At 74.9% G+C, this 15,929-nt stretch carries 6 protein-coding genes and 1 pseudogene; 4 read left to right on the forward strand and 3 right to left on the reverse strand.

Features of this window, described 5'->3' with window-relative positions; all coding sequences use genetic code 11:
* Positions 1-46 precede the first annotated feature (46 nt).
* Positions 47-7,816, reverse strand: coding sequence for a hypothetical protein (locus tag IPL61_31115; protein MBK9035655.1), 7,770 nt, complete (start codon positions 7,814-7,816; stop codon positions 47-49).
* A gap of 63 nt (positions 7,817-7,879) precedes the next feature.
* Between IPL61_31115 and IPL61_31120 the strand changes: the two genes are divergently transcribed.
* Both IPL61_31120 and IPL61_31125 read left to right on the forward strand, forming a co-directional pair.
* Positions 7,880-8,797, forward strand: a complete 918-nt coding sequence (locus tag IPL61_31120; protein MBK9035656.1) for an RluA family pseudouridine synthase — start codon at positions 7,880-7,882, stop codon at positions 8,795-8,797.
* A pseudogene (locus IPL61_31125) lies at positions 8,794-9,498 on the forward strand (methyltransferase domain-containing protein). The gene IPL61_31120 and the pseudogene IPL61_31125 overlap by 4 nt, the downstream one beginning before the upstream one ends.
* Before the next feature lie 174 nt (positions 9,499-9,672).
* Here the strand turns inward: IPL61_31125 and trxA are convergent.
* Together trxA and IPL61_31135 are read right to left on the reverse strand one after the other, a co-directional pair.
* Positions 9,673-10,119: a thioredoxin gene (trxA, locus tag IPL61_31130; protein MBK9035657.1), complete on the reverse strand. Its 447-nt coding sequence runs from the start codon at positions 10,117-10,119 to the stop codon at positions 9,673-9,675.
* 228 nt (positions 10,120-10,347) lie between these two features.
* A complete protein-coding gene (locus IPL61_31135) occupies positions 10,348-11,784 on the reverse strand; it encodes a VWA domain-containing protein (GenBank protein MBK9035658.1) in 1,437 nt (478 codons plus the stop codon).
* A gap of 149 nt (positions 11,785-11,933) precedes the next feature.
* Here IPL61_31135 and IPL61_31140 point away from each other — a divergent pair, with 149 nt between their 5' ends.
* A complete protein-coding gene (locus IPL61_31140; GenBank protein MBK9035659.1) occupies positions 11,934-14,966 on the forward strand; it encodes an alpha/beta fold hydrolase in 3,033 nt (1,010 codons plus the stop codon).
* A gap of 342 nt (positions 14,967-15,308) precedes the next feature.
* A complete protein-coding gene (locus IPL61_31145; GenBank protein MBK9035660.1) occupies positions 15,309-15,929 on the forward strand; it encodes a TetR/AcrR family transcriptional regulator in 621 nt (206 codons plus the stop codon).

Raw genomic sequence — 15,929 nt, forward strand, 5'->3', positions numbered from 1 at the left:
GCGCGCCACGCGCCCAGCGGCGCCCGACGCCCCTCCGCCGCGGCGCTCAGCCGCCCAGCTCGTCGAGGAACTGCTGGGCCTCGGCGAACGCCGGGTCCTCGCGCAGCGCCTTCTTGGCCCACAGCTCGGCCTTGGCGCGGTTGCCGCGCGCGTGCTCGATCTTGGCCTCCCACAGGAGCGCCATCGGCCGGGTGATCGGCTGCGGGTTCTCCATCAGCGTGATCGCGCGCAGCGGCTTGAGCGCCAGCTCGTAGTCGCCCATCTCGGTGGCGAGCTGCGCCAGCTCGGCCGCGACCTCGCCGTTCTTGCGATCGACGTCGAACGCCTTCTTCAGCCAGTTGAGCTGGCCGTCCTTGTCGCCGAGCGTGCCCGACACACGGGCCATGCGCTGCTGCATCATCGCCAGCTCGGGCGAGCGCTTCTTCTGCGCCGCGATCGCGGTCTCCAGCACCGCGCCGGCCTCGGCGGTCTGGCCCGAGGCGATCAGGACGTCGACGTAGAGCATCGCCGCGCCGTGGTCGTCGGGCGCCAGCTCGCACGCCTTGGCGGCGGGGGCGGCCGCGGCGGCGGGGTCGCTGGCCTGGTACAGCAACAGCTCGGCCGCGCGCTTGTAGCTCGCGAACCGCACGTCGGTCTCCGCGGCGAGGTCGGCGTCGGCGATCAAGATCGCCGCCAGCTCGCGGTGCGCGCCGGCGGCCTCGTACAGCTCGCGCAGGCGACCGCGCAGCTCCTCCGACGACGGCTGCGCCTCGTGCACCATCTCGAGCACGGCGATGGCCTCGCCCGCCCGCTCGACCTTCGCGGCCGCGTCGGCCACCTCCATCGCGGCCTGGAGCTGCGCCTCCCCGGTGACGATGTACGCCAGCCGGGTGCTGGCGGCGATCACGCCGTCCCAGTGCTCGATCGCCGCGTCCATGTCGCGCAGCAGGTACAGCGGATCGGGATCGCTGGGCGCGCGCTCGATCCAGCCGATCAGGAGATCGCGGGCCCGCTCGGCGTCGCCGTGCTCGGCCAGGAGCCCGGCCAGGCGCAAGGTCGAGATCCGCTCGGCCGCGAGATCGCCGGCCTCGGCCGCACGCCCGCGCGCGCGATCGAGCCCGTCGGTCAGCGCCGCGGACGCGCGCGCCCGATCGAGCCCGTAGGCCTCCTCGAGATCGACCACCGCCGGCTCGTGATCCCCGCTCTGCTGCCGCAGGCTGGCGCGCAGCAGCAACAGATCGACCCGGGCGACGCCCTGGATCGGCGCGTCGTCGCCATCGAGCGCGCGATCGATCGACGCCACCGCGGCGGCGTGGTCGCCGCCGGCCGCGCACGCCGCCGCCAGCTCGGCCACCAGCTCGGGCGCCGACGGCACCCGGTGGGTGGCGGCCCGCAAGGCCCCGGCCGCGGCCAGGGGCTGGCCGAGGAAGCCGGAGAACACCGACGCGGCCTCGCGCAGGCGCGCGACGACGACCGCGTCGTCGGTGGCGCGCTCGGCGTCGGCGATCATCAGCCGCGCGAGCGGCTCCCACTGCTGGGTGTCGCGGTAGTGCTGCTCGAGGCGATCGTGGATCGTCGCGTCGTCAGGCGCGCCCCGGTGCCCGAGCTCGAGCACCCGCTGCACGCCGGCCCAGTCCTGGGCCTCCTGGTACGCCGAGGCCAGGTGCCAGGTGATCGTCGGCACCTGCTCGGCCGTCTCGACCGCGAGCAACCGCTCCATCAGCTCGGCGGCCGCGCGGCCGTCGTCGTCGGGCCCGATCGTGGCGACCGCGCCGCGCAGGAGCTGCAGATCGTCGGGCGCGACCTCGAGCGCGCCGCGATAGACCTTGCCGCTGCCGGCGCCGGTGGCGTCGAGGTGGGCGCCCAGCCGCAGCGCGACGTCGACGGTCGACGCCCGGTTGCCGCGCTTGACCGCGTCGTCGAAGCGCGCCCACAGGAACTCGGCGAGGCCGTCGTCGTCGCCCTGCTTGCGCAGGTTGGTCTCGAGCATCTCGGCCGCCTCGAGATCGTCGGGATCGTCGGCGAGCGCGTCGCGCAGCACGTCGGCGGCGTCGTGGTGCCGCGCCAGCCGCTCGATCAAGAACCGCGCGTGGGCGCGGCGCAGGGCGTTGCGCTCGCCGGCGTCGCCGAGGTGCGGCAGCGTCGACGACACCACGCTGGCCAGCCGATCGCCGTCGCCGGCCTGCTGGTACAGCTCGACCAGCGGCTCCCACACCGCGCGATCGGCCGGGCGCCGCTCGCGCAGGAGCTCGTACATCTCCGACGCCAGCTCGAGCTGCCCGGGCGCGCCCGCGGCGGCCGCGGCCAGGCGCCCGATCAACGGCTCGATCTGCGCAGCGTCGGCGATGCTCACCACGTCGTAGACCAGCTCGCGGGCGCCGGCGAGCTCGCCGGCGCGGATCCGCACCTCGGCCAGGGCGATCACCGCCCAGACCGCGCCGCCCACGCCGTCGCCCGAGGCCCGCGCGGCGTCGACCGCCCGGCCCAGCAGCGCCTCGGCGCGCCCGGCCTGCCCGAGCTCGACCGCGACGTCGACCGCCTCACGGATCTGCGACGGGGTCGCGCCCGGCTGCTGCGCGCGCTTCTCGAGGAAGTCGAGCAGGAGCTCGTTGTCGCCGCCGTTGCGCGCGACCCGCTCGTACAGCGCCATCACCCGCGCGTCGCCCGGATCGGTCGCCGACGCGGCCTTGAGCACGCGCCCGGCCTGGGCCCAGCGCGGCTCGGCCGCGAACGCCTTCTCGATCAGGTCGATGCCCTGGGCCCGACGGGCCGGCGACGCGATGAAGATCTCCGCCAGGCGATAGAGCGCGTCGACCTGCGCCGGCGACGGCTCGCCGCCATCGGCGCCGGCCAGCCGCAGCATGTTGTCGAGCGCGCGCGCCTGCTCGTCGTTGTCGCCGAGCGCGCCGGCCACGCGCGCCTGGGCGTAGTAGGCCTCGGCCAGCCGCTCGCCCAGCATCTCGACCCGGCGGTACAGCCCGGCGGCGCCGCGCAGATCGCTGGCGTCGTGCTCGAGCGCCTCGCCGGCCTTGAGCAGCAGCGCCGCGACCAGCGGCGGATCGTCCTTGCGGCGCAGCCGGTCGACGACCGCCTCGACCGCCTCGACGTACTTCTTGGTCTCGCCCACCTTCGCGGCGAGGGCCCGGGCCTTGTCGTGGAGATCGAGCCGGGCCGGCGCGTGGCCGATCGCCTTGATCATCGCGTCGAGCCCGTCGGCGGTGCGCCCGAGGTTGGTGTCGAGCACCTCGGCCATGTCGTGGAGCAGCCGGGCCTGGCTGGCGTGCTCGCTGGTCTGGCTCCCGGCGAGCTGCGACAGCCGCATCTCGAGGACCCGCAGCAGCGTCTCGGCCTGGCCGTGGGCGATCAGGCTGCGGCGCAGCCGGCGCACCTCGACGTCGGACTGCACCGCCGCGTCGATCGCGCTCTCGAGCAGCTCGGTGGCCTGATCGGCCTCGCCGCGGCTCGCGGCCACCGCCGACAGCTCGTAGAGCACCTCGCTCTGGCCGACCGCGGTCTCGTCCTCGCCCGGCGGCTGCCGGCGCACGACCAGCAGGAGCGAGCGGTAGGTCCGCTCGGACTTGTCCATCTGCCCGGCCGCCCGGAACAGCTCGGCCAGCTCGCGCTGGATCCGCGCGTTGTTGACGTCCATCTTGGACGCCGCCTCCATCTCGGTCAGCGCCTCGTCGAGCTTGCCCTCGGCCTGCGCCACCTTGGCCAGCTCGACGTGCAGCGCGGCGCGCTCGGGCGCGCGGCGGCGGCCGAAGCCCTCGATCAGCTCGGTCAGCATCGCCCGGGCCTCGGGCAGGCGCCCGGCCACGCGCAGGCCGGTGGCGAGCTGGGCCCGCAGCTCCTTGTCGCTGGGGTCGACGGCGAGCGCGCGCTCGAGCGCGGGGATGGCCTTGGCCGGCGCCGCCAGCTTGTCGGTGTAGATCGCCGCGGCCTCGCGCGCGAACTCGCGGGCGCGGCCGTCGTCGGCGAACCGGTCGAGCGACCGGGTCAGGTGGCGCGCCAGCGGCTCCCACTGCTGGGCGGCGCGGTACAGGTCGGCCAGCATGACGCGCAGCTCGAGCGCCGGCTCGCGATCGTCGAGGCTGCCCTCGATCGCCGCGATCGCGCGATCGGCCTGGTCGGCCGCGAGGTGGGCCTTCGCGAGCTGGTGCACGACGCCGATCCGCTCGGCGCCGGTGACCGTCGACAGCAGGCTCTCGAACCACGGCACCGCCTGGGCCGGCTGCCCGCGGTTGATCTGGAGCCGCGCCAGCGCGCGGAACGACTCGGGCGTCGGCGCCAGCGTCACCACCCGACGGTGGCCGGCGATCGCACGATCGGCCTCGCCGGTGTCGCGCTCGGCCACGCCCGCGAACCGCGCCCACAGGCGCGCGGCCTTGGGCGCGTCGCCGGCCTGCTCGAGGCGACCGGCCTGCTCCTCGAGCAGATCGGCCAGGGCCTTGTGCTGGCCCTTGCCGGCCAGGAACCCGGCGACCGCGTCGATCGACGCGTCGTGGCCGGGGTGATCGGCGAGGTTGGCGGTCAGCGCCTCGAGGCGCCCGCCCTTCTCCTCGACGATGCCGACCAGGCGGGCGATGTCGAGGCGCAGCTCGAGGCGCCGCGCCGCGTCCTGCTCGAGCCCGAGCTGGAGCTGGCGCAGGCCGAGCAGCTCGGCGACCCGGCCCTCGGCGTCGAGCAGCCCGCCCAGGCGATCGATGATCTCGAGATCGCCGGGGCTGTCGGCCAGCACGCCGCGGTACATGTCGATCGCGGCGCTGTTGTCGTTGAGCTCGCTCGCCGCCATCGCGGCGGCGCGCAGGCGCAGCTCGCGCCGGGTCGCGACGTCGAACGGCAACCGCGCCGACTCGACCAGCAGGTCGACCGCCGCGCGCGGCCGGCCGGCGCCCTTGTGCAGATCGACCAGGCCGTCGACGGCCCACCGGACCACCGCCTCGGCCGGCCGGGCCGAGGTGATCGCGGCCGAGCCGCGCCAGGCCGCGGTCGCGCGCCCGAGCACCTGGCCGAGGATCGTCAGCGACGCGTCGCGATCGCCGATCCGGCTGGCGGTATCGGCGGCCTCGACCAGGACGTCGAGATCGCGGGGGTCCGCGTCGGCCAGCCGGCGCAGCACGTCGAGCAGCGGCGCCGACGCGCCGCCGGCCCGCAGCAGCTCCGCCAGCGCGCGCAAGGTGTCCGCGCGATCGCCGCCGGCCGCCAGCGCCTTGCTGAACGCCGCGATCGCCGCGGGGCGATCGTCGCGCACGTCGCGGTGCCACAGCGCCAGGCGGCCCCACCACGCCGCGGCGACCGCGGGCGGCAACGCCACCTGACCGGCGGTGGCCTCGAGCGCCGCCGCCGCCGCGTCGACCGCGCCGCCAGCCCGGGCGGCGTCCTCGAGCCGCGCCAGCAGGCCCTCGTCGAGGCGCTCCTTGGCGACCGCGTAGCGCCCGAGCGCCTGGGCGGCCTCGGTCCAACCGCCGAAGCCCGGCGCCAGGCGGATCACGCCGGTGGTGGCGATCACCTGCCGCGGATCGTGCGCGTGGACGAGGCCGTACTCGGCCAGCGCCCCGGCGGCGTCGCCGAGGTGCTGCTCGAGCACGCCGGCGCGCACGACGCGCAGGCGCGCGGCCTCGTCGGGGTCGTCGGCCAGCGCCGCGATCGCCCGCGCCACGGCGGTGGCCGCGGCGGCGTAGTCGTTGGTGCGCGCGGCCAGCGCGAGCAGCTGGCCCTCCATCACGCCGTCGCGCGGCGCCAGCGGGAACGCGTCGACGAGGTGGCCGAGCGCGCCGGCGGCGTCGTCCTGGTGCTGCTGCCGGATGTACGCGGCCTCGCGCAGGAGCGCCAGCCGGGTGCGATCGTCGGCGGCGTCGGCGAGGCGGGCCGGCACCAGCTGCAGGTAGCCCGGCCAGTCCTGGCTCTCGCGGTAGCTCGCGGCCAGCGCGTCGGCGGCGGCGCTGCGGTGCGCAGGGCTGTCGAGCAAGCGCAGGAGCCCGGCCCGCGCCGCGGGGTTGACGCTGTCGATCGCCAGCGCGGCGCGGTACGCGGCCAGCGCCCGATCGAGCTGCGCGAGGTGCTCGGCCAGCGCCTGGCCCAGCCGGTTGAGGCGCGCGGTCGTGCGCTCGATGTCGCCGCTCGACGTGCGCTCGAGCAGGTCGGCCATCTCGGCCCAGCGCCCGGCGTTCGCGAACAGCTCGGTCAGCGCCCCGACGTTCTCGGGATCGTCGCCGAACGTCGCCGCCACGCGCTGCCACGCCGCGATCGCGGCCGGCGCGTCACCGACGTGATCGCGCTGGACCACCGCGATCCGCGTCAGGTCGGCGCGGCGCTGCGCCGCCGACACGTCCTTGCCGGCGCGGGTGTCGAGCGCGACCACCAGCTCCGGCCAGCGCTGGGCGTGCTCGAGCAGCGCGATCACCGCGTCGAGCGCGGCCAGATCGTCGCCGTCGTCGGCGATCCGCTGGCGCCACAGCGCCAGGGCCCGATCGGTCTCGCCCAGGGTCTCGGCCAGGCGCGCGGCCTCACCGATCACCGATCGCCGCGCGGCCGGCGCCGGCTCGAGCCCGGCCAGCTTCTCGAGGATCTCGAACCGGTCGCGCGGGCGATCGACCCGCGAGAACAGCTCCGACAGGCGCCGGCTGACGTGCAGCAGCTCCTTGGCGCCGGCGCCCTCGAGGCCGAGCGCGCGCTGGTACAGCTCGATCGCGCCGGCGGCGTCGTCGAGGAGATCGAGCCGGGTGCGCGCCGCCTCGGACAAGAGCTCGACCCGGCGGCCGACGGTCGCGGCGTTGTCGGCCGCGGCCGCGACGCCCTTGGCGTAGCCGGCGTAGTTGTTCGAGCGCTGGGCCAGCTGCCGCAGCTTCTCCTGCGTCACCGACGAGTCCGGCTGCAGCGCCAGCAGCGCCGCGTAGTGATCCATCGCGGCCTGGTCGTCGTCGAGCTCGGCCAGGCGGGCGCCGGCCTCCTCGCGCAGCGCCTGGCTGGCGCCGGGGTCGAGCTCGATCGTCCGCTCGAGCACGCGGATCACCTCGCGCGGCCGGCCGGTCGCGTCGTAGTGCGCGCGCAGCAGATCGAGCGCAGCGCTGCGATCCTTCTCGTGCGTGTGCGGCGCCACGACGATCTGCTCGAGCAGGCTGCACGGCTCGTGATCGTCCTCGGCCACCGCCAGGAGCGGCCGCACCGCGGCCAGCGCCTTCGCCGAGTCGCGCAGGTTGTCGAGGTAGCACGCGGCGATCCGCGCGCGGCTCTTGTCGCGCTCGACCTTGGGCTGGCGCTCGAGCCGGCCCTCCCACAGGCCGATCAGATCGGCCCAGCGCTCGTAGCGCTCGAGCAGGCGCTCGAGCGACAGGCTCAGCTGGTGATCGTCCGGCGTCAGCGGCAGCAACCGCTGCAGGTAGCCGATCGCCTTCTCGGGTTGGTTGGCGACGTCCTTCGCGAGCTGCGCGGCCTCGCGCAGCAGCTTGACGCGGCGCCCGCCGTCCTTGACCGCGGTCAGCGCGCGATCGTAGAGGCGCAGCAGATCGGCCCAGCGCTCGTGCTGGGTGTAGAGCACGCTCAGGCGCCCGAGCGCGGTCTCCGACTGCGGCGCCAGATCGAGCACCTTGCCGAGGATGCTCTCGGCGACCTTGGGCTCGTCGCCGAACCACTCGTCGCAGAACGCCGCGGCGCGCTCGCCGATCATCTCGACCACCTGCGGATCGAGGCCGCTCTGCAACGCGTCGCGGTACGCGGCGATCACGTCGTCGGGCTTGTCGGTCTCGCGGGCCAGCTCTTCGAGCTCGTCCCACGCAGCCGTCGAGTGCGGCGCGCTCTTGACGTTGGCAGCGGCAGTCGCGAAGTCGCTCTTGGCCATGATCCCTCTTCTCGGAGCCGCGGTGACCGGTGAGCCGGTCCGGGCAGGTACCAGTCTGGGCAGATGGACGGATGGGCCACCCGACGCACACGACTCGCGCGTGCGAGTCACCCCATCGTCGAGTGGTGTGCGCATCGTAACACCGGGGCGCGAAGCACCACCGCTGGGCGCCGCCACATTCGCCAGCGGTTTCGCGGGCGCGCGCCATTGTCGCAGGCGAGGTGCGACACGCGCGCACCGGAGCAGACGCGCAGGTCGCGCGGGCGCCCGACGCCGCGCTACAAGGCCCAGGTGGACCTGCCGATCCTGTTCGAGGATGACGATCTGATCGCCGTGGCCAAGCCGGCCGGCGTGCCGGTCATCCCCGGGCGCGTCGACGGTGGACCGGCCGCGCTGCGGCACCTGCTCGAGGCCGCGCGCGGCGAGGCGCTGTGGGTCGTGCACCGGATCGATCAGGACACCTCGGGCGTGGTCGTGTTCGCGCGCTCGGCCGCGGCCCACCGCGCGCTGTGCGCGGCGTTCGAGCATCGCGCGGTGCGCAAGACCTACCTCGCGTTCGCGTTCGGTGATCTCCCGGGCGAGCGCACGGTCGACCTGGCGCTGCACGAGGCCCGGCGCGGCAAGGCCCGGCCCGCGCAGCCCGGCGAGGCCGGCGGCAAGGCCGCGCGCACCGACCTGTCGGCCCGCGCGCGCTGGCGGCTGGGCGCCGACGCCGTGACCCTGGTCGAGGCCCGGCCGGTGACCGGCCGCCACCATCAGATCCGTGTGCACCTGCGCGCGCTCGAGGCGCCGATCGTCGGCGACCCGCTCTACGGCAAGCGCACGCTGCGCGGCGCCTTCGCCGACGCGCCGCCCCTGCGCCTCGCGCTCCACGCCGCGCGCCTCGAGCTGCCCGAGCGCCCGCCGATCGACGCCCCGCTGCCCGCCGACCTCGCGACCCTGCGGGCCTGGCTCGACACCCACGCCGAGGTCCTCCCATGAGCGCACGCACCGTCCTGCACGATCTCCTCACCTGCGTCGCCGGCGCGTGCCGCGGTCGCCTCCGCCCGCGCCACGGCGGCGCGGTCCTCACCTGCGCCGCGTGCCCGGCGCTGTACCCGGTGCTGGCGGGCGTGCCGATCGTCGTGCCGTCGCCGATGGCGTACCTGGCCAGCTACCGCGACGCGGTGCTCGCGACCCTGGCCGAGGCCGACGCGGTCACCGTCACCCAGCTCGCGCTGATCGATCAGCTCGCGCGCGCGGCCGGCCCGACCGAGGCGCTGGCGTTCGGCGACGACTGGACCGCGGCCGAGGACGACGACCTGCGCCCGGCGGCCGACACCGACGACGCGAGCATCGCCGCCTGGCTCGCGGCCGCGCCCGATCCCGCGACGACGATCACCGCGCTGGTGCCGGCCGCCGCCAAGGTCGTGGTCGAGGTCGGCTGCGGCGGCAACATGCTGGCCGCGCGCCTGGCCCGGCGCGGGCGCACCGTCGTCGTGACCGATCGCTCGCTGCGCGCGGTGGTCCGCACCTGCGCGGCCACCGGCGCGGTCGGCGCGGTGGTCGACGCCGAGGCGCTGCCGTTCGCCGCCGCCCGGGTCGACGCGCTGATCGCGGCCAACCTGGTCGACCTGCTCGACGATCCCGGCGCGTTCATCGACGCCACCGCCGAGGCCCTCACCGCCACCGGGCGCGCGATCGTCTCGACGCCGGAGCCGGGCCTCGGCACCGGCGACCCCGACCGCCTGACCACGCTCGTGGCCGACGCCGGGCTCGCGGTCACCACCCACCTCCGCGGGCAGCCGTGGCTGCGCGCCCACTCGCCGCGCCACTACCAGCTCTACTTCGCCGACGTGATCGTCGCCGGCGGCCGGTCAGTGCTCGTGGTCGGGGCCGTGATCGTGGCCGTGATCGTGATCGTGGTCGTGATCGTGATCGTGGTCGCAGCCCGGCCCGTGCTGGTGCTCGGCCGCCTTCTTCTTGACCTCGTCCATGTCGAGCTTCTTGGCCTGCTCGACGATCGAGTCGATCGCCTGGGGCGGCAGCGCGCCCGACTCGCGGAACAGCAGCACGCCGTCGCGGAACACCATCACCGTCGGGATCGCCGAGATGCCCACCGCCTGGGCCAGGTCCTGCTCGGCCTCGGTGTCGATCTTGCCGAACACCACGTCGGTGTACTTCTCGGCCGCCTTCTCGAACACCGGCGCGAACACCTTGCACGGCCCACACCACTCGGCCCAGAAGTCGAGCATCACGATGCCGGGCTTGTCGATGATCTCCTGGAAGTTGTCGATCGTGATCTGGACGGTGCTCGTACCCATGGCGTTCCTCGCGGACGGTCGTTGCGTGCCGCCCGGGTAGGTCCCGAGCTTGGGGCACACTCTACGATGGCGACCGCGGGTTGTCTGCCGCCCCTGCCCGTTCGGGCGGGCGCCCGGGCAGGGGCAGACGCTGGGGTCGGAGGGCTCGTCCGGACCACGTCGGTAGCTCGGGCAGGCCTCCCGAGCCTCCCCGCCGCGACGCGAGACGCCCCGGCGCTCGACCGAAAGTTACAGGCTCTGACCGTAGAGCGTGCCCTGGGGCGCGCCCAGCTCGATCAGCCGCAGCAGGTCCTGCGCCAGGTCGACCTCGACCGGCAGGTCGGGCGCCGCCAGCGCCGCCGCGTCGGCCTCGAACCGCGCCAGCGCCGGGCGCAGGATGGCGTCGGCCTCGGCGTGCGAGGTCGCGTAGGCGTCGGCGGCGTCGCGCATCGCGGTGGTGATCAGCGCCAGCGCGGTGGTGCGCGCGGTCGCCTCCTGCTCGAACCACTGGCCGCGGTCGTCGAGCGTCGCGTCGCCCCGGGCCAGCGGGATCGCGCCGCCGTGCTGGACGCCGGCCGGGTCGAGGTAGGTCAGCTCGAGCTGCGCGGTCAGCCCGGTCAGATCGTCGCCGGCCAGCGCGACCAGCAGCGCGCCCTTGCGCTTGGACAAGAACACCGACTCGACCTTCATGGTCGGGTCCTCGGCGAAGCCGACCGGGAACCCGTAGGGCGCGTCGATGCCGACCCCCGGCGCGGTGCGCACGCCCACCCGCAGCGCGTTGGCGATCGGCGCCGCGAACCACGGATCCTCGTCGGCCAGGAACGTGTCGACGTCGGCGGCGGTGATCAGGCCGAACGCGTTCCCGCCGCGCTGATCGGCGATGCTCTGCAGCACCTCCGGGCCGATGCCGAGCCCGAGCGCGACCACGGTCAGGCTGACGCCCGCGGTCGCGCCGTCGGTGACGATCCGGTCGAACTGGCTGGGCGTGGTGGCGCCGACGTTGGGTTGCACGTCGGTGAACAGCACGATCCGGACGTTGCCGCGCCCGGCGGCGCGGGCGGCGCGGCCCAGCTCGTAGGCGCGCGCGAGGCCGGCCTCCATGTCGGTCACCCCGCCCTCGCCCAGCCGATCGATCGCGCGCTGGATCGTGAGCTGCTGATCCCCGGCGATCGGCGCCAGCGCGGTGGTGACGCTCGAGCCGTAGGTGACGATCGCCGCCTGATCGCGCGCGGTCAGCCGCGGCGCCAGGCCGCGCAGGAGCCGGCGCGACAGCTCGCCGGGCGTGCCGGCGCCGCTGTCCCAGCCCATCGAGCCGGAGACGTCGACCGTGTAGATGAACGTCGTCGCCGGCCGGACGTAGGTGGCGGGATCGATCGTCGACGACAGCCCGACCTGGACCCAGCCGCGCGGCACGCCGTCGGCGCCGGGCGCGATCCCGAGGCCGCCGCGCAGGCACAGCGTGTCGGGGCACGGGGGCCCGGCCAGGCCGAGGTCGTGCTCGGCGAACATGCCCTCGACCGGGAGCGCCGCCGCCGGCGGCACCAGCCCCCGGGCGATCAGATCGCGCGCGAGGTGCAGGTCCTTGACCCCGCCCGGGGTGGCGCCGAAGTCGCCGGGGTAGCCGGCGTCGAGGCCGCCACAGGCGGCCAGGGTCGCGATCGCGATCGTGCTGACGAGTCTCCGCATGCCACCCACCATTGCAGCCGCCAGGCCAGCGCCCGCGCGGCCGCGGTTCCGCGCACGTAGCCCGCGCCCGTCGGCGCTCGATCCGCCGACCACGACATCGCTGCCGCGATCGCGGCGGGCCCGCGCGAGCCGCATGTACACTGCCGCCGATGCCTGATCCCGCCGCCCCGCCTCGTGGTTCGGCCACCGCTCGCCGGCGGCGTCAGGTCGCGTGGACCAAGCGCCTGCGCAAGGTCGGCCTGGCCTGGCAGAACGCGCTCGAGATCATGCGGGCCGGGCGCCTGACCGCCCCGTACGGCGCGCCGTTCGAGGTCGTCCACCAGACCCCGATCTTCCGCCTGCGCCGCTACGCGTCGCCGTCGCCGTCGAGCGCCGCGCCGCTCTTGCTGGTGCCGCCGCTGATGGTCGCGTCCGAGGTCTACGACATCGCGCCCGACGTGTCGGCGGTGGCGTTCCTGACCCGGTCGGGCATGGACGTGTGGATGACCGACTTCGGCGCGCCCGAGCGCGAGGAGGGCGGCATGGACCGCACCCTCGACGATCACGTGCGCGCGGTGTCCGAGGCGATCGACAAGATCCGCGCCGTCACCGGCCGGGACGTGCACCTCGCCGGCTACTCGCAGGGCGGCATGTTCGCGTACCAGGCCGCGGCGTTCCGGCGCAGCGCCGGCATCGCGTCGATCATCACGTTCGGCTCGCCGGTCGACGTCCACCGCTCGGTGCCGATCGCCGATCAGATCGTCGAGCAGATCGTCGCCAGCGTGCAGCGGGCGATCGCCGGCCCGCTGGCGCGGATCGAGGGCCTGCCGGGCGTGCTGACCTCGACCGGCTTCCGGCTCCTGTCGGCGCGCAAGGAGGCGTCGCAGCTGATCGACTTCGTGCGCAAGCTGCACGACCGCTCGGCGCTCGAGAAGCGCGAGGCCCGCCGGCTGTTCCTCGGCGGCCAGGGCTTCGTGGCCTGGCCCGGCCCGGCCCTGCGCAAGTTCGTCGACGAGATCATCGTCGCCAACCGCATGACCTCCGGCGGCATCGTCATCGACGGGCACTCGGTCTCCCTGGCCGACATCGACTCGCCGATCCTGTACTTCGTCGGCGACCGCGACGAGATGGGCCGCCCGGCGGCGGTCCGCGGGATCCGCAAGGCCGCGCCCGCGGTCACCGAGCTGTTCGAGGTGATGGTCAAGGCCGGGCACTTCGGCCTGGTGGTCGGCTCGACCGCGCTGTCGGTGACGTGGCCGATCGTGGTCGAGTGGGTGCGCTGGCGCGACGGCGCCGGCCCGCAGCCGGCCCGGATCGCGCCGCCCCGAGCCCCGGCGGCGGCCTCGACCGGCCACGCCCCCGACGACGATCTCGAGGACGACGACCTCGACGGCGCCCTCGGCGAGGTCCAGTACGACCTCGACCTGGCCGGCGACGTCGTCGGCAAGACCGCGCGCGCGCTCTGGGACCGGGTCGGCGACGCCACCGACGATCTGTCCGACTACCTCGACAACCTGCGCTGGCAGCTGCCGCGCCTGCACCGCCTGCGCAACCTGCGCGACGACACGGTCGTGTCGATCGGCAAGGCCCTCGCCGATCAGGCCCGCGAGATCCCCGAGCGCACCTTCTTCCTGTGGCGCGACCGCGCGTTCACCTACGGCGAGGCCAACCGGCGGGTCGACGCGGTCGTGCGCGGGCTCATCCATGCCGGCGTGCGCCCGGGCCAGCGGGTCGCGGTGATCATGACCGGCCGCCCCAGCTACCTGTCGGTCGTGACCGCGCTGTCGCGCCTGGGCGCGGTCGCGGTGCTGGTGTCGCCGCGCCTGCCCGAGCCGTCGCTGCGCCGCGCGCTCGACGTCGGCGAGGCCGAGGCGGTGATCGCCGACCCTGACGACGCGCGCGCCGTCGCGGGCGCGTTCTCGGGCAAGCTGATGGTGCTGGGCGGCGTCCACGAGGCCCGCAGCCTGCCGCCGGGCGTGATCGATCTCGAGGCGATCGATCCCGAGACCGTGCCGCTGCCGCCGTGGTTCCGCGCCGACCCGGGCCGGGCCCGCGACCTGGCGATGGTGTTCGTCGTCGGCGGGCTCCACGACGCGCCGCGCGCCAACCGCGTCACCAACCGGCGCTGGGCGTTCTCGGCCCTGGGCGCCGCGGCGACCTGCACGCTCACGAACCGCGACACGGTCTACTGCGCGCTGCCGCTGCACCACCCGACCGGCATGCTCGTGGCCGCCGGCAGCGCGCTGGTCGGCGGCGCCCGCCTGGCGCTGGCGTCGCGGTTCGCGCCCGACGTGTTCTGGCAAGAGGTGCGGCGCTACGGCGTGAGCGTGGTGTTCTACGCTGGCGAGATGGCCCGAGCGCTGGTGCGCGCGCCGTTCACCGTCGGCGAGCGCAACCACCCGGTCCGACTGTTCGCGGGCTCGGGCATGCGACCCGATCTGTGGCGGCGCCTGACCGAGCGCTTCGGCGCGGTCGGCGTGCTCGAGTTCTACGCGTCGACCGAGGCCTCGGCGGTGCTGGCCAACGCCGCCGGCGACAAGATCGGCGCGGTCGGCCACCCGCTGCCCGGCAGCCCCGAGCTCGCGATCGCGGCGTACGACTTCGACGCCGACGATCTGGTGCGCGGCCCGCGCGGCCGGCTGGTGCGCGCGCCGATCGACGAGCCCGGCATGCTGGTGGCGCGGCTCGACTCGGCGCGCGGCATCGCCGACATCGCCCACATCGCCCCGACCCGGCTCATCCACGACGCGTTCGGCCCCGGCGACACCTGGTTCGTCACCGGCGATCTGCTGCGGATCGACGCCGACGGCGACTACTGGTTCGTCGATCGCCACGGCGACGTGATCCGCACCGCCAGCGGCCCGGTGCCCAGCCGCCAGATCGAGGACGCGCTCCACCAGCAGGACGCGGTGACCGCGTGCGTGGCGGTGGCGATCGCCGATCCGGCGACGCCGGACAAGGAGGTGCCGGCGGCCGCGTTCGCGCTCGAGCCGACCGCCACCCTCGATCTCGACGCGCTCGCCCGCGCGGTCGTGACCTTGCCGGCCCACGCCCGACCGACCCGCGTCCGCCGGGTCGGCAGCATCCCGCAGACCGACGGCTACCGCCCGCTCAAGCAGCCGCTGCGCGAGCTCGGCTTCGCCGACGGGCCCGACGTCTACGCCTGGGACCCGTCGACCAACGCGTTCCGCCCGACGGCCTGAGCGCCGCGCGCCACCTCGCGCGCCACCTCGCGCGCCACCTCGCGAAAGCTGCCGCGCGCGTCACGCTGGCATCACCGCGCGAAGCAGCCGCGCGAATCACCTCGCGTCACCGCGCGAATCAGCCGCACGCGTCACCCTGCCTCACCACGCGTCGCGTCGCGTCGCCGTGCGTCACGGCCCCGCGAATCGGCCGCGCGAATCGGCCGCGCGAATCGGCCGCGCGATTCGGCCGCGCGGATGAGCCCCGGCGTCGGGTCGATCGGCCGCAGGCGCGTCGCGCTTGACAGCGGCCGCGGCCAGGGCTAGAACCAACCAGACGGATAAACCATTTGGTTAACACCCATGACCGACGACAAGCTCGACACCAAGCAGAAGATCCTGGCGGCCGCCGAGGCCGAGTTCTTGGTCCACGGCCACGCCGGCTCGCGGATGCAAGCCATCGCCGACCGCGCCGAGATCAACAAGGCGATGCTGCACTACCACTTCCGCAGCAAGGACGAGCTGTTCGCGCAGGTGTTCCGGGACAAGGCCGGGCTCTTGTTCCCGAAGATCCAGGCCAGCTTCCGCGACCGCACCGACCTGATCGCGTTCACCTGCACGTTCGTCGACCTCTACGTCGCCCACCTGATCGAGCACCCGTTCCTGCCGTTCTACCTGCTGCAGGTGTCGGCCACCCACAGCGACCTGCTCAAGCAGGTCGCCCGCGACTTCCCGCAGCGCTTCGCGGCGGCGTTCCGGGCCGCGGCCCGGGCCGGGCAGGTGCGCGAGCACGACCCGATCCAGTTCATCACGTCGCTGATCGGGATGTGCGTGATGCCGTTCGTCGGCCGGCACCTGTTCAAGCACCTGTTCGAGCTCGACGAGCCCGCCTACCAGGCCTTCTTGCGCCGCCGCGCCGACGAGCTCAAGCGGTACGTGGTGCTGCTGCTGACGCCCGGGCCCGGGCCGACCGAGGAGCGCTGA

The sequence above is a fragment of the Myxococcales bacterium genome (genome assembly GCA_016717005.1).
GTDB lineage: Bacteria > Myxococcota_A > Polyangia > Haliangiales > Haliangiaceae > UBA2376.

Excerpts from the sequence above, each read along its gene's own strand:
- IPL61_31120 (MBK9035656.1), top strand. The coding sequence starts at position 7,880 with ATGGACGGATGGGCCACCCGACGCACACGACTCGCGCGTGCGAGTCAC.
- IPL61_31115 (MBK9035655.1), bottom strand. The coding sequence starts at position 7,816 with ATGGCCAAGAGCGACTTCGCGACTGCCGCTGCCAACGTCAAGAGCGCG.
- IPL61_31145 (MBK9035660.1), top strand. The coding sequence starts at position 15,309 with ATGACCGACGACAAGCTCGACACCAAGCAGAAGATCCTGGCGGCCGCC.
- IPL61_31140 (MBK9035659.1), top strand. The coding sequence starts at position 11,934 with ATGCCTGATCCCGCCGCCCCGCCTCGTGGTTCGGCCACCGCTCGCCGG.
- trxA (MBK9035657.1), bottom strand. The coding sequence starts at position 10,119 with ATGGGTACGAGCACCGTCCAGATCACGATCGACAACTTCCAGGAGATC.
- IPL61_31135 (MBK9035658.1), bottom strand. The coding sequence starts at position 11,784 with ATGCGGAGACTCGTCAGCACGATCGCGATCGCGACCCTGGCCGCCTGT.